This window comes from Mesorhizobium sp. (genome assembly GCF_004963255.1).
Taxonomy (GTDB): Bacteria; Pseudomonadota; Alphaproteobacteria; order Rhizobiales; family Rhizobiaceae; genus Mesorhizobium.
On record NZ_SUGA01000024.1, the window covers coordinates 32,837 to 52,106 of the forward strand.

Consider the following 19,270-nt stretch of genomic DNA (forward strand, 5'->3'; position numbering starts at 1 on the left):
ATCAAAGCAAGTGTGATCACATATCAAAATCAGGAAACGATAAACGCTTCAGACCCGAGGGACTGATGGGAGAGACAGTGAAACGGCACGGGTCTGGGACCCAGGAGCCGGTGCTGGCGGCAAAGAACGTCGTCAGGCGTTTCGGCGGGCTCGTTGCCGTGAACAATGTCTCGTTCGATGTTCGCCCTGGCGAGATTCTGGGCCTGATCGGCCCGAACGGCGCGGGGAAGACGACAATGTTCGACCTGCTTGCCGGCAGCATTCTGCCATCCAGCGGCGAGATCTATCTGGGCGGCATGCCCGTTTCCGGCGAGGCCGCGCATCGCCGCATCGGACGTGGCCTCGGGCGAACGTTTCAGATTCCACGGCCGCTCCCCAACCTGACGCTGATCGAGAACGTCATGCTTGCCGCGCAAGGGCAGACCGGCGAGCGGTTGCTTGCCAATTTCCTCACCCCATGGCGGGTCGCCGCCGAAGAGAAAGCCGCCGCGAAGAAAGCCGCCGAGCTGCTGGAGCTCGTCTCGCTGACCCGCCTGGCGCGCGAGCCGGCACGGGTGCTTTCCGGCGGCCAGCGCAAGCTGCTCGAGCTCGCCCGCGTGATGATGGCCGATCCGGCGATCATCTTGCTCGACGAGCCGGCGGCTGGCGTCAACGCCACGCTGCTCGAAGTCATCATCGACCGCATCCGCAGTATCAACGAGAGCGGCATCACCTTCCTGCTGATCGAGCACAATATCGACATGGTGACGCGGCTTTGCCACCGCGTGCTGGTGATGGCGAGCGGCGACCTGCTGTGCGAGGGCACCGCCGACGAGGTGGCGCGGGACCCGCGTGTCATCGACGCCTATCTCGGGGGCGCGGCATGAACGAAACCGTGCTGGTCGTCAGCGATCTCGAAGCCGGCTACGAGCCCGGCGTGCCGATCGTGCGCGGCGCCTCGATCACCGTCAACAAAGGCGAGATCGTCGTCGTGCTTGGGCCGAATGGTGCCGGCAAATCGAGCCTGATCAAGGCCGTCGCCGGCCTTGTCCCCATCAGCCGGGGCAAGGTGCTGCTCGATGGCCAGGACATTACCGCGGCGCCGGCCCACATCATGATCCGCCTCGGCCTTGCCTTCGTTCCGCAGACTGAGAACGTGTTTCCACGGATGTCGGTGGAGGACAATCTGAAGGTCGCCTGCGGCATCCTCGAACGGCGCCTAGCGCCTGCCCGCATCGAAGAAATGTACGCGGCTTTCCCCGACCTTCTGCGCCAGCGGCGGACCCGTGCCGGCAACCTCTCGGGCGGGCAGCGGCAGATGCTCGCGGTGGCGCGGGCGCTGATCGTCCATCCGAAGGTGCTGGTGCTCGACGAGCCCTCGGCCGGACTGTCGCCGAAATTCGTGTCGATGGTGTTCGAGATGCTTTCGGACATCCGCAAGTCCGGCGTCACCATCCTGCTGGTCGAGCAGAACGCCAAGGCAGCGCTCGCCATCGGCGATCGCGCATACGTGCTGGTCGAGGGCAAGGAACGGCATGAGGCGGCCGCCTCGACTCTATGGGACGATCCGGTCATCGCAGAGCTCTATCTTGGCCAGCGGCCGCTCCGTAAGGACAGCGCACGGCACACCGAGACGGGAGGCGCGGCATGAGCCTGCAGTTCGTCGTCGACGGGCTGCTCACCGGCTCGATGATCGGACTTGGCGCCATCGGCGTAACGCTGACCTACTCCATCCTGCGCTTCTCGAACTTCGCCCATGGCGATTTCATGGCCTGGGGCACCTATGCGACCTTGACTGTCGTCGGCGCCATTGCCGCCATGTTCGGCAAGGTAGCGCCGATCGCGCCTTTGTCATTCGGCTGGCCGCTCATCGTCGCGCTGGTCGTCGGCGCGGCGTTCACGGCCCTGCTCGCGCTACTGCTCGACAAGGTGCTGTTTTCGCGACTGCGCAAGCAGGAGCAGGCGATCATTGCGGTTATGGGAAGTTTTGGCGCCTCAATGGCGCTCAGAAGCCTGCTCGAATTCATCTTTACCTCGCGCCCGACCTATTTCAGTCGCGCCATCCAGATCGCGATGCCAGTCGGGTTCGGCATCCGCATCACGCCAGATCAGATCGCGCTCCTCATTCTGACCGCGGCGCTAGTGCTGGCCGTGCATCTTCTGACGACACGCACCCAGACCGGCCGCTCCATGCAGGCGATGAGTCAGAACCCGGCGCTTGCCCGCATCGCCGGCATCGACGTCGCCAGCGTCGTGCGCGTCACCTGGGTCATCGGCGCAGCGCTGGCCTGCGTCGCCGGCGTGATGATCGGCGTGTTGGTCCAGATCCGTCCGCTGATGGGTTTCGATATGCTGTTGCCGATGTTCGCCGCCGCCATACTGGGTGGCATCGGCAGCATTCCGGGCGCGGTGCTCGGCGGTCTGATCATCGGCCTCGCCGAGGCCGGCGCGGTGCAGCTGATCGGCGCTGAATGGCGCGCCGCGGTCTCCTTCATCATTCTGATGGCAGTGCTGATCGTGCGCCCCATCGGGCTCTTCGGGGTGCGTGAAAGATGATCGATCTGGTGGGCTACGGCGCCTTCTTCCTGACGACGGCATTGATCTTCTCGCTGGTCACGCTCGGCCTCAACCTGCAATGGGGTCTGACAGGTCTGTTCAATGTCGGTCTCGCCGGCTTCGTCGCCATCGGAGCCTACACCTCCGCGCTGCTCACCACTCCCGACGACCCCGCCGGGCTGGGCGGCCTCGGCCTGCCGATCCTCGTCGGCTGGCTGGGGGCGATGCTTGTTGGCGGGGTTGCCGCCGCGCTGACCGGCATTGCGACGTTGCGGCTCAGATCGGATTATCTGGCAATCACGACTTTCGGTGTCGCGGTCGTCGTGCAACTGGTCGCGCTCAACGCGCAGAAGCTCACTGGCGGCCCGTTCGGCATCGGCTTCATCCCGCGACCCTTCGGCGGCCTCGCCGAAACGCCACTGCTCTTCAACCTGTCAAATCTGGCCATTGTCTCGGCGGTGACGCTCGCCGCATATCTGGCGCTCGAACATCTGACGCGCAGTCCGTGGGGCCGCGTCCTGAAAGCGCTGCGCGAAGATGAGCGCGCCGCGATCTCGCTCGGCAAGAGCGCACGCTTCTATCGTGTCCAGGCCTTTGCCGTCGGCGGCGCGATCATGGCACTTGCCGGCGCGCTGCAGGCGCATTTCATCGGCTTCATCGCACCCGACAATTACCTGTCGATCCTCACCTTCCAGGTATGGGTGATGCTGATCGTCGGCGGCTCCGGGAGCAACGCCGGCGCCATTGCGGGCAGTGTATTGGTCTGGGCGATATGGGCGGGCTCTGGCACGCTCACTAGTGTGCTTTTCGCGCCAGAACAGCAGGCGCGAGCCGCATCTCTGCAGATCGTCGCCATCGGCGTGATGCTGTGCGTTATCCTATTGGTTCGGCCGAACGGATTGTTCGGGGAGCGGCCACGGCGAGCGCGTTTCGGCAAGCTGACGAAGTCCACCGCCAGCGAAAGCGGATCCTGAACGCAATGGGGGGGCAAGAAGCGCTTTCCCTTTGGCATGCGGTCAGCCGAGACCACCGCCTCCGGCCGGCGTTGGAAGATAGCCTCGATGTCGACCTCGCCGTTGCTGGCGGCGGCTTTGCAGGCCTGTCGGCGGCACTGCACGCGGCCGGCAAAGGTCTTTCGGTAGCTGTGCTCGAAGCAGAAATCATCGCCTGGGGCGCCAGCGGCCGCAACGCAGGCTTTGTCGTACCGAATTTCGCCAAAATGGATCCGGACGCCATAGTGGCGCATCTCGGCGCGGAGCGCGGCGAGCGGCTGATCGGGGTCGCCGCGGGCAGCGCCGACCTCGTGTTCAACCTGATCGGGCGGCATAACATCGCCTGCGATGCGGTCCAGAACGGCTGGATCCAAGCGGCGCACTCATCGGCTGCTCTCGAAAGAATCGGATCCCGCGCCAAACAATGGGCGGAGCGCGGCAGGCCTGCGATGATGCTGGACCGCCAGCAGACCGAGGCACTGACCGGCGCGCGAGGCTATGTCGGCGGCTGGATGGATCGCTCGGGCGGCGTGCTCAATCCGGTCGAATTCGCGCGCGGACTGGCCGAAGCGGCCGAAACCGCCGGTGCGCGAATTTTTGAGCACACGCGCGTCACATCGATCGACCGTTCCTCCGACAGTTGGAGGTTGACGACTCCCTCAGGTTCGCTGCGTGCCGGCAAGGTGCTGATTGCCACCAACGGCTATGGCGGAGCCCTCAACCCGACTCTGGAGCGCACTTATTTTCCGTTGAAGGTCTTCCAAATCGCGACGGCGCCGCTGCCATCGAAGGCGCGTCAGCGCCTGCTGCCCGGAGGCCACGGGTTCTCCGATACCAAGCGAAACCTCATCACCTTCCGCTTCGACGCCCAGAACCGGTTGATCAGCGGCGGCATGCATGTAGTGAGCGCGGGCGCCGACAGACGCGTGCCGCGCACAATCTGGCGGCGGCTGGTGAGGCGTCTCGAACTCTCCGACCTGACGCCGATCGAGTACAGTTGGTCGGGGATCGCCGCCATTGAGCCGGACTTCCTGCCGCATCTGATCGACCTTGGCCCAGATCTGTTGGCGGCCCGGGCCTGCAATGGACGCGGCATCGCCATGACCACGGCCATGGGCAAGGTGCTCGCCGACTGGGCCGCTGGAACAGAAGCCCGCGACCTGCCGCTGCCATTCGCCCCGCCGGCGCCGATCCGCTTTCACGGCTTGCTACGCTACGCGCCCAATATGCTGCTGCCCTGGAGCATGTTGCGCGACTGGCTTGATCGGACTGGTTAGGACAGGTTTCGATCAAAAACCCTAAATTGTGTTTCACTGCAAAATTCAAGCCATCGACCATTTCGACACCAAAAAAACCGGTCCCAATATCCGACCCTTCCCATGAGCAGCCGCAATTCGGGAGCTCGAGAAGCTTCCAGAAACCCTGGCAAACCGCACGCCGCACCGGACACTAAGGTCCGGCGGACATCGTAGCGAATGTCCTCGACCGAGCGGCCAATTCGGCAAAGGTGCGTCCGAAAAGGACTGTCGGCGGCTCTGCCATGAGAACGAAAAAAGAAGAGAAGCAGAACTTTCGTGTGCGATTTTTGCACTCTCGTAAGTGGCTCGTTTTGCTTATGTCCGTCCAATCCATCATCGGCGGTTCACAAGCCTTCGTGATGTCACCGAAGGGACCGCACGACTATGTCACGGCCCTTCGCCGCAAACAGGTGACGGAAGTGAGCATGAACATCGACACGCATGTTCCGCCAATGGACGCACCGGCTCTGTCCGCGCCAATAGCCGATCCTCGGTAGAACTGCTGTAGGTAAGCAGGGCTGCTCGCCTAATACGGAAGCCGCTGCTGCTGCGGTTTCGCCTCCTCAGGGACGGTCTTGTGCCAGTCTTCGGAAGCGCGGCGTGGCGATGACGACTGTCTTTCCGCCACGAGCATTGTTTCGAAGAACTGGCCGGGTTTGCGGCGCGCGGGGCGCCGCATCCAAAGGCGCTCGCCGATGTGCGAAACGGCTACGACACAGAAGCCGGAGTTGGGCAACACCCCCAGCGACGCTAGTCCTATCGAAGGCGGCAACCGACCTCTTTGCGGGCGGGTTGGGGATCAAAGCAGTCGGTTGCCTGAGACGAAGGGGCCATGTCTGTTGGGGAATGCCTAGGCCCTGAGATGAGAACCAGGATGCCGACTTCACGTTCCGTCCCACGCAGAAAAATGGCCGGCCACATTAGGAGCCGTACCGACAAACGTCCCTTAACCGGTCGTCTATTCAGAAGCCGGACAAAACGAACCACGGGCTGGAACTATAACCCAATCGCGGCTCCAGCGCATTTTGGGACCCATCCGATCCTTGCACAACAGTACCTGTCGACTTGCAATCAAGTTTCGGGGTCTTACCGTCTGCGCCTGCGGAACACACGCTCACGCCCTGCTTTACCGCCACCTTCTTTTCTTTCGCAACGGCAGCGCCAGCCATGGCCAGTACGATAGCAACGCCAACAGAAATTACGAACCTCATGAACATGCCCCTTCACCCTGCCACCCGAAATGGATGCGCAGTGTTGACGTTACGGCAACCATACTCTGCCAGCAAACCAACTTGGACCTATGCGTGGCGTTTTGAGACCTTAGTCTCTTAGCTCGTTAACCAAGCGGAGTAGCCCGGCCACATAGCAGCCGGGCCAAATTCATCAGGCGCTGAGTTTCAGAGCGCCTTACCCGCTCTCGACTAAGCCGGGGCTGGTCACTTTCAGTCTCCTCTGCCTCACGCCCCTCATCGGGCTTCCGCTCGCCCCAGGAGATGAAGCTCCCGGCATAGATCGCTCCGGCCTCGCCCGCGAGTTCCGCGAAGCGGCAGGTCCAGTCATAGCCGCGCTTCATTCGACGCTTTTGCGAAGGCAAGGGCGGCAATGTCGCGACCATATTCGCGTTCACCCTGCCGATCGTCGTCGGCGGCGCGGGGTTGGGTGTCGAGACGTCTTATTGGATTCGAGCCTGAAGCTGCAGGCGATCGCGGACGCGGCCGCCTATGCCGGCGCGCGTGAAAAGATCCAGGGATCCGATACGGCGACCATCACCGCCGCCGCCACGATATCGGCCGCCTCGAACGGACTGGGTGGCGGCACCATCGTCGTCAACGCGCCGCCTACCTCGGGACCGAACATGGCCAAGAAGGCGGTGGAGGTGATCCTCAACCAGAATCTCGACCGGTTGTTCACCTCCATATTCACCCAGACGAATTGCCCGAGCAGGCGGTGGCGGTCGCGCTGATCACCGACGCGAGCGTCAAGCTTAACGGCTGTTCGGTCATGTCGGATTCGATCGCCAGTGACTCGATCAAGGTGCAGGGATCGGCAAGATTGCAGACCGACTGCCTGATTACTGCTGGTGGCGTTTCGCTGAACAATCCGGTGACCACGGTCTGCAAGTCGCCGATCACCCAGGCTCTGCCGGCTTCTGACCCGTTCGCGAGCCTGCCGGCGCCCGCGGGCACCGGCGGATGCAAGAATGTCAACGGCAACAAGACGACGCAAACAATCCAGGCCGGCACCTACTGCAGCGGCATGAACCTCAACAGCAATGTCGCGCTCTCTTCCGGGACCTATGTCGTCCAGGGAAATTTGAAGATCAACGCGGGTGCAGTCATCACCTGCGCCGCCCCTTGCACTAACGGCGTCCGGCAGCAACACCGTCAGCATCAACGGCAACGCCACCGTCAACCTCAGCGCGCCGACCTCGGACACCTACTCCGGCGTGCTGTTCTACGGCGACAGGACGGGAACGGCTGCGCAGAGCACCTTCAACGGCACCGCGGACTCGCTGTTGACCGGCGCCATCTATTTTCCGAAGCAGCAGGTCAATTATCTCGGCAACTTCTCAGGCGTGAACGGCTGCACGCAGGTCATCGCCGACACCATCCAGCGGTCGGGCAACTCGACCATTAATCAGGACTGCTCGAGCCTGGGGATGAAGAACATCCCGGCTGCCGGTTGCGGTGGTCGAATGACCTGACGTTGCAGAACCCGTGCGCAGGAATGCGGACAGCGCGAATGGCGCGCCAAGCCCCTTTGCTAAACTCGCCGGTGATGTTTGGCTACCGGACCGGGCGGTTTGGCTTCCTCGGTTCCGGCAAGCTGTTACACGGATTTGCAGCGAGTGCGGCTAAGCGCCAGTCTCTTTGGCACATCTCCCTTGCCAGTAACTCATTGCGAGCTTCGGCGGTCCATCGACCTTTCTTCGCGGCAAGGAGATAGTCGGCTCTGTTCGTGCGAAAGTCTTCTTTCTTCGCAGACATCGTTTCCTCCCGGATTTCCGCAGGCATTGCCCTCCTTCTGGCCTCACGGGGGCAAACACTAGCTGCCGATATATCGCGCGAGTCCACCAACTGAGGATTGTGTAGAACGATATATCCGGGGCCGCGGCTGCCGAACTATAGGGGATGTAGAGAGCGGCGCGACCGCAGCCTGCGTGGTCTTAACAGCCTGCGTGGTCTTAACATTTGTAGGCGCGCCCGGCCGTCTGTGAGCGCATGGTTACTTTCTTGGCCCAAGTGCCGGGGCCGAGACCCGCTTCACCCGCGGGCTTCGGCGGCGGCCTTTTGTCGCCTTGCGCCACTAAACTGGGCAGCTGGCAGAGTGAACACCGATAGGAAATCGAGACGCCTCTGGATCGCCATCAGCATCCTCGTTGCTGGGCTTGTGCTCATCCTGCTAGTTGGCCTCGCATACGCCGTGCTGATCCAACATCCTGCCGGATAGCAAGCTTTCATTTTAGCGTAATGCCTGCCGAAGATTTCAGCCGCTACATCAATGCAATAGACAGTCTGGTCAGGAGCCGCCAAGGTGCGCTGGTCGGCGGCTATGTTATGGGCTCCGCTGCTTGAGAGCGACCAACGCACTCTCGCCCCCAACGGGAACTGAGGGATGCAACGGTACCTGCCGCTTAAAGCCTTTTACCCAGAAGACCTCGACGTGCTGAAGCGCGTGTTTGATCTCCTGTGCCACGAGCGCGGTTGCCAGCCGGGTTCCCCGGACGCTGAAGCTACCGCCTTGCCACTGGTCAACATGTTCGAGGGCGGTCGGAGGACGGAAAAGGAACTGCTCGACGCGGTTCGGACCACGCAGGCTTACCGCCGGGCGAGCTAGGCGGCACCTGGTGTTCCGTTCATCCCAGGCCAGAGCAGCAGTCAGCTCCGGCGCCCTGATGAGGGGGAACTTACGTCTTTATGCTCGGCGCTGGAGGGATATCTCGGGGCTCAAAACTCAGTCGCTCCACGGTGGCGACAATCGCCACCGACGGTGCCTCGGCTTCGTCGAGCAGCGTCGGCCCATAAAGGCCGTTCACCTGGTCCTCGCTCATCAGCACCCCTGGCGGGCAGTGCTCCTCGATCGTCGCGCGGATCAGGCGCAGCGCTGCCCGGCACTCGCTCTTATGTCGATGGTCTCCATGACGAACAAACATTCGCTTTAGCTAAAATGTTCCGCAGAAGTTCTGGAACCGTTTTGAACTCGGCGAGTTTCGACGATGAGCGGTTCATCTCCCCTCCGGGCCGATCGCCCTTGGTAGACCCCATCTACGGCCCGGTCGCTTGTGTGTCATTGGCGACCGGCCTTTTCTTTGTCATGTGAAGGTAGCTTGCGTCTCTATCCCAATCGAACTGCAGCGAAGTTCGGCTGGGGCAACAAAGGCCTGCAAAAGCCCAACGTCGCTTTGAAAACAGCGCGGCCTGCTTCGTGGGTACAAGAACGTCCCGCTTCGCGGAGCGTTTTTCCTCAGATTTTTAGAGCCGGAGATCCCGAGATGATCCGTCAGGTTGATAAGGACCGGCACGAACGCGCAAGGCGAGCGGCTGACGAAATCTTGCGGGTGGAGCGGGAGGAACGCGCAAAGTAAACAGCGCGCTTGAGGGAAGCGCGTTTAGCCCGGGAGACCCAAAGCCGACCAAAACGGCTGCAAAGAGGCGCGGGCAATAGTAGGAACGAGACGGTCCATCTATCCCCTTGCGTTCTTGGCGGCTGTCAGGAGCTTTCCTATATCGGCTCTTGGTGCGGCGACCCTTTTCAGCACGAGGATCGCCATGGGTAAGGAATATCCGTTTTCGGAAGCCACACTAGGCGGCAAACTGGCCGCCGGCACAGGCCTGTCAGTCCACTGTTTCGGCTGTCAGCGCCGTGCGGTTCTTGACGTAGCCGAGCTCGTCCGCCGGTTCGGGCCGGACCAGCCCTGCCTCCACTGGGATCTGCTGAAAATCATTTACTGCCACGAGTGCCGCGCCGCCGGCCGCGACGATCGGAACCTGCAGTTCACAAACCATGCTGTGACGCCGGAGCAGCGGAATGGCTGGACGCCATACCCTTAGGCCCAAGGGCTTCCTCCGTCGCCGCTGGTACATCCGCAGTCGGCGACGGAGGTCGGAAGCGGCCCGGCACGCTGACGGGGTAGGCCAGTGAGCGCCGGGCCTAACCGGGGGACTTCGGCTCGCGCAAATATATCCCTTTGCCGAAATAGTAGGCACGTATCCATAAGGACGAACGTGTGAGTAGCCCACAGCCTGTCTCATCTCGGGACCGAATTGCTGGCATCAATTTTGCATCGGCCGAATTGGTGGCAAGGGGATACTCTTCGCATGCGATTGTCTACTCAGCCTGGGCGTAAGCTAGGAACGCCGAAATGCATATACTCGGCGCCACTCCAGATCGACGATGTTCAGATCGATGAGAACGGCGATGTGACCGTCTCGATTATTGCTGACGACATCTACTCGAAGCAATCAAAACAGCGCTATCAGATCACACTGACCGAAGCCGAAATCGGCCTTCTCTTCCGCGACGCCGAAAGGCGCTTGCGAGCCTGACGCCCCTCGATAGGCCCGCCGCACGATCCGCAGGGGCATGTTCGACCGCAACACACAGCGGCCCGACAGCTCCGCGCGTTGGGGTGCGTTGGTCGAACCGCTGGGCCTTAGCCGACTCGGTGTAGGGGTACAGTCGGCCGAAGCGAAGGCTACATTAGCGAGGCTGCATGAAGATCACGGTTGGTTACATTCCACCGGTTTCGCTAAGGCTCGCCGGGCGCGTCTTTTCTCCCGGCGACGCCAATTTCTATTGCCGGCCTCGCGACCACCGGTCTGCTCTTCGGCGCGCACCAATGACGGGCTACCGTCAACCGCAAAGACAATTCCCGCGCCCTCCAAAGCCCGGCGGATAGCGGCGACATTATCAAGCCTCGGTTTTCTAACCCCGTTTTCAAATTCGCTGATCACCATCTCGCTAAGGTTGGCCTTGGCAGCGAGGCGCACTCGCGACCAATTCAACAGAGCTCTGGCGGCTCTTGCTTGTTCTGGTGTGAGTAAGTCCCGGTTGTCCATAGGGATACAATGCCGGAGCGGGATATTGGTTCTCAAGCATCGGCTAATATGTTCTCGCACTTGCCGACGCCGGGCAGTTCGGGCCTTGGATGGTTAAGACAGCGGCAAGAGGGAAACGTGCCTCTCCTAGTCGTAAATGATCTGGCTTCGCTGTCCGTCGAACATATAGAAACTGATATGACGCCGATCTCGGTCGAACTCGCAGGAGCCGATCGATCGACCTGGAGCACGCAATTTGTTGCGGGTGTCGAACTCGATCGTCACAGTCGGCGGATCGCCATGCTCGGTGACTTTGGTGAGCCTGTATTTCACTCCACCATGAAGCGGGAGCTCGAACGCGCGTAGGAAACTCGTGCAGCGAGCGATGGGGGTCTGGGCCGGCTCTGAGCGGGCCGGAGAGAGCATCAATGCATAAGCACATAGGGCGGCCATCAGGAGGCTGGCCGCCATGCCGATCATGTCTCGCTGCCAATAGCGCCAGACCGCACTGGCGCCTCTCGTTATGACGGTAAGAGGCGCTTACTTTCTACAGGGGCAGTCTGCATGTAAACTGGTCGTCGATGTCCGAAGAGCGCTTCGAATCGAAAGCGACCCGATGGCACTTGGTCGGTGGTCGACGCCGACACCGGCCTTCTATGAAACCGGTGGCCTGGTACTCGAAGGGTTAGACTTCGAGATGGCGGATAATGTTTTTGCTCTGTTCTGCCCTTTCCTGCCAGCCAGCGGAACAAATCAGAAAATGCACATCGTAATGGTGGGGTCCCGTGTTCGAGTAACCCTGCCGGATTTCAGCAGAAACGGCACAGAAACGGCTTCCCTGAGCGTACAGCATTAATCATCCGGTGGGGATCGATCTGAGGCTGGGTCTCGATCAGCAGTTGCCGACACCGCTCAATCGTGTCCCTCGACACGGCGAGCAGTCTTATGTCGATTACGGATGGGCGTACCCGTGGCTGTTCGGGATGGTCGCTTGGCATAGCCGCCTCCGGTCATGAGTGCAGAGCAGCAGCACGGCCCGGCTGAGCAGAACCTGCTAATCCGCGTGTGAAGCGTCAGCGATGTAGTCGGCCGTGATTTCCAGTTCATTCACGAATTGATGACGAGACATCCGGTCATGCTCCTACAGGAATTGCTCGCCGTCGTACGCGTGGTGTGGCGAGACGAGTAGGATGCCCTGGATCATCTTAATGCGTTGTTCACCAATCCTCCAAAGGTCTCGGACGAGAATAAATATACGATCTTGCTAATGTGTATTTCGCGTGATCACGTACCCGCGATAATCCCGACCTGACATTTCCAATATAGAGGCCCAGTAACTTTTATCCGGGGGTACTCAGATGACGGATGCAGTCCCTGTTTATATGCACCATCGCCATAAAGCCAGCACGGCTGACCGCTTCTAGGCAGATGGAATGTTGTCATGACTTCAACGATTGAACTCCAGGTCAGCGCCAAGAAGTTCACCGACCAGGTGCTCCAGACGCTGCTGGCGACACCGCGCCCGCTCCCGGACCCCTACCTTGGCATGCAGCTACAGCGGGTGCGCTACAGCGCCGCGAGCCTCCGCCGCGACGTGATGGCGTCCTACCGCCTATTGCATGTCAACGCCGGCCAGGACCAAGGTCCCGGCTACAACGACATCAACGCTCGGCAGACGCAGCTGGCTGTCGACGTTACCGTCGAGATAACGGCTGAGCCCAACATCGCAGCACAGCCGAACCGCCTCGCGACTCCCGACGTGACCATTGACGGCACGCTCGTCTTTGACCTCGAGGTCAAGCAGTCCTCGATCGGCGTACTGGCGCTCGAGACGAGGTTCCGCGACCTTGAGGTCGGCATCTCGCTCCCGTCGATCGCGGGCGTCGTCGACCCGAAGCAATGGGCGATAGACAAGCTGAAATCGCTTCTCAACCCGAAGCCTCTGAAGATAGATCTCTCCGACACGCTCGCCAAGGGCCTGCAGTTTTGGAACCAGGGGATTGCCCTCGACGCGACGGGAAACGCGCTGGTCATCCGTGCCGAGGTGGCCAACGATGGCAATCCCTATCGCTGGACCGACTTCTACAATGGCGCCATCACAGAGAGGCTCGGCGGCGCCGACTGGGCCGTTGTCGCACTCCCAGGGGACTTGAGCCTCACGATCCAGACGGAGATATGGGGGCGGCTCACACAGGCGCTCGGCCATTACCGGGTGCGGACTGTCGATGTGCAGTATTCCGGCCACGGCGATCGCGCCTCCTTCACAATCACACCGTATCTGAATGTATGGGAGGACGGCGTCGAGGTGCTTGGCAATGTCGTATCCGCCACGTTCGGGATCTCGGTCGGATACGAGGCCGGCAAGATAGTAGTCGAAATCGATGCCTCCGCGGCCGACGACCTTGCCGACGGGATTCGTGCCGTGATCGCCGGCTTCGTCGCAGCGTTCGTCCCGCTCGCCGGCTGGCTGGCGGCGATCGTGCTCAACGAGGTGCTCGGCGTGCTGCTCGACGAGGTGTCCCACAAAGTCGCCGAGATCGCCTCCGGGATCGATGGTCTTCCCAAAGGTACAACGGTCGAGGATATCGCGCGCTTTCAATATCGTGCCCGCATTCCGTTCACGGCACCGAGCGCGCTCCCCGGCGCGATAACGACCTTCTCGGCCGATGCCGAGGCGGTAGCCGTTGGTGGCACATGGAACGTGACGAACCTAAGCCCAGGCGAGTTGAAGGTGACCACGTCTCGGTTCGCCCGGAATGCTCCGTTCGTGTCGTGCGGGGTGCTGGGCTACTCTACGCTGGAGGCATTCGACGCCGACCCGGCTGGCTCGATCAGCATGCACGCCGAGGCTGAACTCACGTCGACCGGCACGGCGCCCGTATCGGTCGACAGGGTCATTCCCGTGCGCATGCCTGCCACGGACGGCAGCACTGGGCTCACCTTCGTGCCCGGCGATAATGCGCTGCCCTCGAAGCTCGAGCTCGACGGGCCAGGCTCGCTACAACTCGCCGAACCGATAGTAGTCGAGGTCCGCACCAGCATCGGCGTGGTGCGGCTGAGGTTCGACCAGGTCACCAGCACAGTGATCACCTTGCCGGAACTGAAGCGGTTGCGAACGCAGATCAAGGCTAACCTGGCCTATTGCGACGCCGAGCAGATACCGATCTGGTGGCTCAAGAAGCACGATCTGATTTCGGGCGGCCCCGACCTAACGGCTGAGGAGATCAAGGCGAAGCTCCTGGAGGAGACCGTCACTACCATCCCAGCCTATTACTAGTCCCCTGTTCGTGGCAGGCGCTCGTTCCGTCTCGGTCCGATGGAGAAGCGGGTCGTGTGGCGGGACGAATAAAGGAGGCTACGCCTTTCGCTTAGCTGGCGCGACTGGCGTTGATCGCGGCTTCCTGCCCAGCCCGCTGGACTTCGCCAGCGCCGAGCGCGTGGCCGCATAGCTCGTCGTCACCATGGGTAGTCCGCCTTCAAGCCCCATTTCTCGCGGTACTCATCGGGGCTGAGCCCGCAATGCATATTGAGAGCCGCTTCAGCGATTTGAACCTCTTCCCGTCCTCGAAGATGATGTAGTCCGGAAACACCGATCGCTTCGGATTGACCGCAGGCTCCTGGGCCGGCTGCTCGGGCGCGACAGGCTGCCTGATGTTCGCCAGCGACAAATTCACGCTAGCAATCAGGTCGGGAAGAGACGCCACCGGTCGAAGCGTAAGACGAAAGCCTAGCCTGTATCCAACGGACATCGCAGAGGCTGAAGGCAGCGTGACCAGGTTCAAGCCTGCCCACCTCAGGCACATCGCGCACTACGCATGGTCTGCCGATTGCCGTCGCGTTTTTTCCGAAGCGCCGGCGGCCGGCAAACCTTCCTTTCTGGCCTTGGCAAACGCTCGGTCGCTCTCCAAAAATCCGGCCAACATGAATGGAATGAGCTCGGCCACGGTCTCAGACTCACCATAGGTCTGACGATAAAGAGCCGCATAGTCGCTCAGGGCCTGGTTGAGGTCAGCGCTGACGGTGATAGTGATCTTCGAAGGTGTCCGATCGGGAAGCTTTCCTAATTTCAGGCTTGCCATTAGCCCTCCTTTTCATCCGGCGTACGGCCGAAGTACGATGTCCTTGTGTACGATCACGCGCAGCGGCCAACCGGGGCGAACCGTGATCGTCGGCTGAATATTCAGGTTCTTTTCCGTGATGCGCTGACCTGCCTGGCTGACATTCTGCTGCGTGGATTGCCGGATTGCCTTGACCAAGTCGCTCTCATTGTCCCCAAAACTCAACTCAGTGCCGATGCCCAGCAACGTGGCCACCGCAACGCCCTTGATCAGCTGCCAGGTGTGGAAATCCACCTTGTCCTCAAGCCCCGCATAACCGGCGGTGTCTGTCGCCGGCAGATTGTCGATTTCGATCGAGGAGCCGTCGGGCAGGATTATTCGCTGCCAGACCAGCAAAGCACGCTTCTGCCCAAAGGCGACGACGCTGTCATAGGTGCCGATCAGACGCGAGCCTTGCGGGATGAGCAAGGTGCTGCCGGTGACGGTGTCGTGCACATTCTCGGTGACCTGCGCAACGACCAGCCCGGGCAAGTCGGAATTGATCCCTGTGATCAGGCTTGCCGCGATGACGCTGCCGGCCATGAGCTGATAGGGTGAAGCTGGCGTTTGCAACGCATGCGGATTGTAGATCCCGTTTGTGTCTGGCTGGCTGATGAAATCCACTTTGCGCTGCTGATTGTTCTGGTCGCCCTCGGTTGTTGCAACGGAAGCTGACGTGCCGGCGGCACCGGTTTGCGGAAGCGCTTCAAATTGCTGCTGGCGGGCTTGCCCGGTGTCCGGAGCATCGGCCTGCTTCGATCGATTATCGATCCGGAACATGACTTGCGACTCGCGCGCCGAAATCGCCTGCTGGGCGAGCCGTTGCTCTTCCGCGGAAACCTCCTGCCCGGGCGCGATGCCGAGCTGGCGTTGCCGCTCAAGAATGGGGCGGCCGAGATCGCCCGGTAGCGGCGGTCCAAGCACAGGCGCCTTTGGCTTGATCGCGGAATAGTCCTTGGGCAGGCTATCGAGACCCTCAGCTGTCGGCTTGCGTTCGGTGTTATAGCGGTCTTCCGTCAAGCCTTGGATGCGCAGAGCTGGCCCCCTCAGCGCGATCATGGTGACACCGAATATTGCGCCGGATCCGAGCGCCGCGATCGCGACGATCACGCCGCGCCTGAAACGCACAGCGCGACGAGGCGAAGCGCGCAGCTGCAGCTGCGCCGGATCAAGCTTCGGCGGAGCGGTGGAATGGGACGTCTCAGTCATGGGCGTTCCCCTCATCTGCCGAGACGGGAAAACAGCGAGATCCGCCGCGGCGGTTGCCGGCCATCAGTTCTGGTGATGCGCACAACCTGCTGCTGCTTGGCACCGAGCCGCAGTTCTGCCGCGGCAAACAAGCGATCGACGATGTAGTAGTTGCCGCGCATGCGGTAGTTGACGAGCTGGTTGCTGCCGTCGGCTCCGACGATGAAGAGCGGCGGCGCCTCGCCCTGGTCAATGCGGCGTGGGAATTCGATATAGACCTTGCTGCCGTCGTCGAAGGCACGCGTCGGTCTCCAGGGCGGTGTGTCGCCGCTAATCGAATAGCGGAAGCGGATATTTTCGAGTGCCACATTCGACGCCACCGGCGTGACGGCATCTGCTTGGGCGTTGCGTTGGCGCAGCGCGACGATCTGGTCTTCGCTATACGTCCAGGAGATGGCCGCCATCGCGGTCTTGTCAGTGCTTTGAAGCTGCAGGTGATAGGTCCGCCGTTCCGTGGTGATGACCAGGTTGGTGCTAAGCCCCGGCGCGAAAGGCTTTACCAGCACATGGGTGCGCTGATTGTCGCCGGTGCCGCTCACGGTGTCGCCAATGACCCAGCGTACCGTATCGCCCGCAGACACAGACGTCAGCTTCTCACCCGGTTGCAGAGCAATATCGGTGACGCGCTCGGGTGCTGCGTAAAGCTGGTAAAGCGCGCCATCGGCAAACGGATAGACCTGGACCGCATTGACATAGCCGTATCTGGTGGGCTCCTGTGTCGCCGCCTTGTTGGCGTCGGCGACACGTTCTTCGGGGGAACGTTTATCCTCGGCGACCTTGCCTGGATCGGGCTGCAACTGGCCGGGCAAAGGCAGCGGCTTTGGCACCTCGACGATCTTGACCGGCTTCTCCGGCGGCTTCTCGATTGCCGCTGCTTTGAAGTCGGCCGCGTCATAAGAAATCTCAGGTGGCGGCACCGGCTTCGATGCGCAAGCCGAGAGGACGGCTGCCGACGCGGACAGGATCAGCGCGCCACGGAACGATGATGTACTATTTGTCATTGGCTGGCTCCTTCGGGGAGACGGATGCAGGTGCTGCGCTGTCGAGCTCGCGCGACCAGTCGATGGCGTTGATGAAGACGCCGAGCGGGTTGCTGCGCAGCTGCTCGGTATTGCTTGGCGGGCGGATCACGATGGTGAGGATCGCGGTCCAGCGCGTCGTGCTGGCCAGGCTGCCGCGCTCAAAAATCTGCTCGGTCCATTTGACCTGGAATGAGCTGTCGGAAGCCCTGACCACGCTGGTCACCTGCACCGACACGCTGCGTGTGCCGATCTGCCCGAATGGGTTGTTCGCCTTGGCGTATTCGTTGAGGAAGAGTGCTGCACGATCGGTGGCAAAGTCGTAGGCTGCCAACCAGTTCTGCCGAACCAGGACCGGATCGGTGGAAACGGAACGGACATTTTGGATGAAGCGGCCGAGATGCCAGGCGATCTGGACATCTGAAGGTTGGTAATCCTGGATTGCCGGTGCAACCGCACGCGCCTCGCCGAAGCGGTCGACCTCGATGACGTAAGGCACGACACGGCTCTGCATTGACTGCCAAACAAGGCCGCCGGAGAGCCCGGTCGCCAAAGCGAGGCAGCCAAGCGCCATCAGCCGCCAATTCCGGGCCTGTACCCGCGATGCGCCGATACGCTCATCCCAGAGCTGGCCGGCCTTCTGATACGGCGTGACGGGCTCGGGCGTCTTGCCGTAACGTTGAACGGGTCGTTTGAAGAACATTTAGTCGTCCTTGTCGTTGAGTGAGGGATTGGCGCTGCCGGCAGGCCTGTCACCGTCGCGGACGGCTTGCACGGCGGCGTGGCGATGAGCACGAGCAGTCTGTTCAGAACGCATGCGCTTTGCCCAACTGGGCGCGGTGCCGGCGGCCGCACTGGATGGGCTCCCGATCATTGACGCAGTCGGCGCACCGCCGGTGGCGGTCCATGCGGCTTCCCGCCCGGCATTGACGCTAGGCCCGAAGCTTCCCGCGGCGGATCCTGCTGCACGCATTACAGCGCCGCCGGCGGCGCCTGCCACACCCTGCATTCCAGCAGCCACACTGGACAGGCCGGTCCCGGGCGAGGTTGCACGTCCCAACTGCCACGCCGAGGAAGCTGCCGAACCCATGGTCGTGCCGGCTCGGACGGCGGCAAGCCCAGCGCCGGTTGCCATGCGCGCGCCGGCAAAGGCGGCGCCCGCGACAACGAGGGACGATCCGGCAGCGGCCGCCGTGGTGCCCAGTGCTGCGCCCGCACCAAGCTGCGGCGCGCCCGAGACAAGACCCGAGGCGATCCCAGGACCAAAAATGCCGAGCCCGAGAAGCGCCAGCGCGCCAAGCACCTGCGACATGGCCGCCGCCAGGTCGGGCTCCTTGCCCTGGAGCGCCGAAGCAAACTCGCCAAAGAGCGTGGAGCCGATACCGACGACGACGGCGAGTACCATCACCTTGATGCCCGACGAGATCACATTGCCAAGCACGCGCTCGGCCAGAAACGCCGACCGGTTCCACAGCGCGAAGGGCACCAGAACAAATCCGGCCAGCGTGGTGAGCTTGAATTCCAGGATGGTGATGAAGAGCTGGATCGAGAGAATGAAGAAGGCGATGATGACCAGGAACCAGGCCACCAGCAGCACGAAGATAGTCAGCGCGTTACCGAAGATTTCCGGAAAACCCAAAAGCTGGCCAGCCTGATCAAGCAGAGGCCAGGCGCCCTCGAAACCGGTGGCGGCGATGCGGCCCGGGTGCAGGAGGTTGTCGGCGGAGAGATTGCCGGAGGATGCGCTGATGCCAAGGCCGGCAAAGGAGCGGTAGATGACGTCGGCGAGGTTCTTGAAATTGTTCAGGATGAAGGCGAAGACGCCGACATAGAGCACCTTGCGGATGAGGCGGGCAAGAACATTGGGCTCGCCGCCGAACGCCCAGGCGAGGCCCGCAAGCGTAATGTCGATGCCAATCAGGGTGGTGGTGAGGAAGGCGACGTCGCCCGAAAGCAGACCGAATCCGCTGTCGATATAGCGGATAAAAGTCTCCATGAAGCGATCGATGACGCCAAGGTCGTTCATGCCGCCGCCTTCCTCAT

General features: G+C 61.8%; 20 protein-coding genes and 1 pseudogene. 11 read left to right on the top strand and 10 right to left on the bottom strand.

Going from position 1 to position 19,270, the window contains the following annotated elements; translation table 11 throughout:
- Positions 1 to 77 precede the first annotated feature (77 nt).
- The 9 genes from E5X34_RS22025 to E5X34_RS22065 all read left to right on the top strand — a co-directional run bounded on the left by E5X34_RS22025 (position 78) and on the right by E5X34_RS22065 (position 8,662).
- A complete protein-coding gene (locus E5X34_RS22025) occupies positions 78 to 866 on the top strand; it encodes an ABC transporter ATP-binding protein (protein WP_292568852.1) in 789 nt (262 codons plus the stop codon).
- Positions 863 to 1,630 carry an ABC transporter ATP-binding protein gene (locus E5X34_RS22030; RefSeq protein WP_292568854.1) on the top strand — a complete coding sequence of 256 codons (768 nt, stop codon included), beginning with the start codon at positions 863 to 865 and terminating at the stop codon, positions 1,628 to 1,630. Before E5X34_RS22025 ends, E5X34_RS22030 begins: the two co-directional genes overlap by 4 nt.
- The gene (locus E5X34_RS22035) at positions 1,627 to 2,535 is read left to right on the top strand and encodes a branched-chain amino acid ABC transporter permease (protein WP_292568856.1); all 909 of its coding nucleotides are present in this window, start codon (positions 1,627 to 1,629) and stop codon (positions 2,533 to 2,535) included. The genes E5X34_RS22030 and E5X34_RS22035 overlap by 4 nt, the downstream gene beginning before the upstream one ends.
- Positions 2,532 to 3,509, top strand: coding sequence for a branched-chain amino acid ABC transporter permease (locus E5X34_RS22040; protein WP_292568858.1), 978 nt, complete (start codon positions 2,532 to 2,534; stop codon positions 3,507 to 3,509). The genes E5X34_RS22035 and E5X34_RS22040 overlap by 4 nt, the downstream gene beginning before the upstream one ends.
- Complete coding sequence (locus E5X34_RS22045) at positions 3,404 to 4,804, top strand: FAD-dependent oxidoreductase (protein WP_292568860.1); 1,401 nt, start codon at positions 3,404 to 3,406, stop codon at positions 4,802 to 4,804. The genes E5X34_RS22040 and E5X34_RS22045 overlap by 106 nt, the downstream gene beginning before the upstream one ends.
- Positions 4,805 to 5,067: 263 nt before the next feature.
- Positions 5,068 to 5,322, top strand: a complete 255-nt coding sequence (locus tag E5X34_RS22050) for a hypothetical protein (protein ID WP_366664899.1) — start codon at positions 5,068 to 5,070, stop codon at positions 5,320 to 5,322.
- Positions 5,323 to 6,500: 1,178 nt separating this feature from the next.
- Positions 6,501 to 6,788, top strand: a complete 288-nt coding sequence (locus tag E5X34_RS22055; protein ID WP_292568862.1) for a hypothetical protein — start codon at positions 6,501 to 6,503, stop codon at positions 6,786 to 6,788.
- Positions 6,789 to 7,154: 366 nt separating this feature from the next.
- Positions 7,155 to 7,529: a hypothetical protein gene (locus E5X34_RS22060; protein ID WP_292568864.1), complete on the top strand. Its 375-nt coding sequence runs from the start codon at positions 7,155 to 7,157 to the stop codon at positions 7,527 to 7,529.
- Positions 7,530 to 8,440: 911 nt separating this feature from the next.
- Positions 8,441 to 8,662 carry a hypothetical protein gene (locus E5X34_RS22065; protein WP_292568866.1) on the top strand — a complete coding sequence of 74 codons (222 nt, stop codon included), beginning with the start codon at positions 8,441 to 8,443 and terminating at the stop codon, positions 8,660 to 8,662.
- A gap of 70 nt (positions 8,663 to 8,732) precedes the next feature.
- Here E5X34_RS22065 and E5X34_RS22070 read toward each other — a convergent pair whose 3' ends face one another.
- Together E5X34_RS22070 and E5X34_RS22075 are read right to left on the bottom strand one after the other, a co-directional pair.
- Positions 8,733 to 8,978 carry a hypothetical protein gene (locus tag E5X34_RS22070; RefSeq protein ID WP_292568868.1) on the bottom strand — a complete coding sequence of 82 codons (246 nt, stop codon included), beginning with the start codon at positions 8,976 to 8,978 and terminating at the stop codon, positions 8,733 to 8,735.
- Positions 8,979 to 9,660: 682 nt separating this feature from the next.
- On the bottom strand, positions 9,661 to 9,831 hold the full coding sequence (locus E5X34_RS22075) for a hypothetical protein (protein WP_292568870.1): 171 nt from the start codon (positions 9,829 to 9,831) through the stop codon (positions 9,661 to 9,663).
- Between the two features lie 312 nt (positions 9,832 to 10,143).
- Between E5X34_RS22075 and E5X34_RS22080 the strand changes: the two genes are divergently transcribed.
- A complete protein-coding gene (locus E5X34_RS22080; protein ID WP_292568872.1) occupies positions 10,144 to 10,371 on the top strand; it encodes a hypothetical protein in 228 nt (75 codons plus the stop codon).
- 174 nt (positions 10,372 to 10,545) lie between these two features.
- On the opposite strand, the gene E5X34_RS22085 is transcribed toward E5X34_RS22080, so the two are convergent.
- Both E5X34_RS22085 and E5X34_RS22090 read right to left on the bottom strand, forming a co-directional pair.
- Complete coding sequence (locus E5X34_RS22085) at positions 10,546 to 10,884, bottom strand: helix-turn-helix transcriptional regulator (RefSeq protein ID WP_292568874.1); 339 nt, start codon at positions 10,882 to 10,884, stop codon at positions 10,546 to 10,548.
- Between the two features lie 126 nt (positions 10,885 to 11,010).
- Positions 11,011 to 11,343: a hypothetical protein gene (locus E5X34_RS22090; protein ID WP_292568876.1), complete on the bottom strand. Its 333-nt coding sequence runs from the start codon at positions 11,341 to 11,343 to the stop codon at positions 11,011 to 11,013.
- Between the two features lie 961 nt (positions 11,344 to 12,304).
- Between E5X34_RS22090 and E5X34_RS22095 the strand changes: the two genes are divergently transcribed.
- Positions 12,305 to 14,140, top strand: coding sequence for a hypothetical protein (locus tag E5X34_RS22095; protein ID WP_292568878.1), 1,836 nt, complete (start codon positions 12,305 to 12,307; stop codon positions 14,138 to 14,140).
- A 78-nt stretch (positions 14,141 to 14,218) separates the two neighbouring features.
- Here E5X34_RS22095 and E5X34_RS22100 read toward each other — a convergent pair.
- The 6 genes and pseudogenes from E5X34_RS22100 to trbL form a co-directional block, all read right to left on the bottom strand.
- Positions 14,219 to 14,570, bottom strand: a pseudogene (locus tag E5X34_RS22100) (MucR family transcriptional regulator); the annotation flags it as partial.
- Positions 14,571 to 14,672: 102 nt separating this feature from the next.
- Positions 14,673 to 14,942 (bottom strand): DUF2274 domain-containing protein, encoded by a 270-nt coding sequence (locus E5X34_RS22105; RefSeq protein ID WP_292568879.1) that lies wholly within the window; start codon positions 14,940 to 14,942, stop codon positions 14,673 to 14,675.
- A 12-nt stretch (positions 14,943 to 14,954) separates the two neighbouring features.
- A complete protein-coding gene (locus tag E5X34_RS22110) occupies positions 14,955 to 16,169 on the bottom strand; it encodes a TrbI/VirB10 family protein (RefSeq protein WP_292568881.1) in 1,215 nt (404 codons plus the stop codon).
- A gap of 11 nt (positions 16,170 to 16,180) precedes the next feature.
- On the bottom strand, positions 16,181 to 17,209 hold the full coding sequence (gene trbG, locus E5X34_RS22115) for a P-type conjugative transfer protein TrbG (RefSeq protein WP_292568883.1): 1,029 nt from the start codon (positions 17,207 to 17,209) through the stop codon (positions 16,181 to 16,183).
- On the bottom strand, positions 17,199 to 17,930 hold the full coding sequence (gene trbF / locus E5X34_RS22120) for a conjugal transfer protein TrbF (protein ID WP_292568885.1): 732 nt from the start codon (positions 17,928 to 17,930) through the stop codon (positions 17,199 to 17,201). The genes trbG and trbF overlap by 11 nt, the downstream gene beginning before the upstream one ends.
- A complete protein-coding gene (gene trbL / locus E5X34_RS22125; protein WP_292568887.1) occupies positions 17,931 to 19,253 on the bottom strand; it encodes a P-type conjugative transfer protein TrbL in 1,323 nt (440 codons plus the stop codon). It lies immediately after the preceding gene.
- Positions 19,254 to 19,270 lie beyond the last annotated feature (17 nt).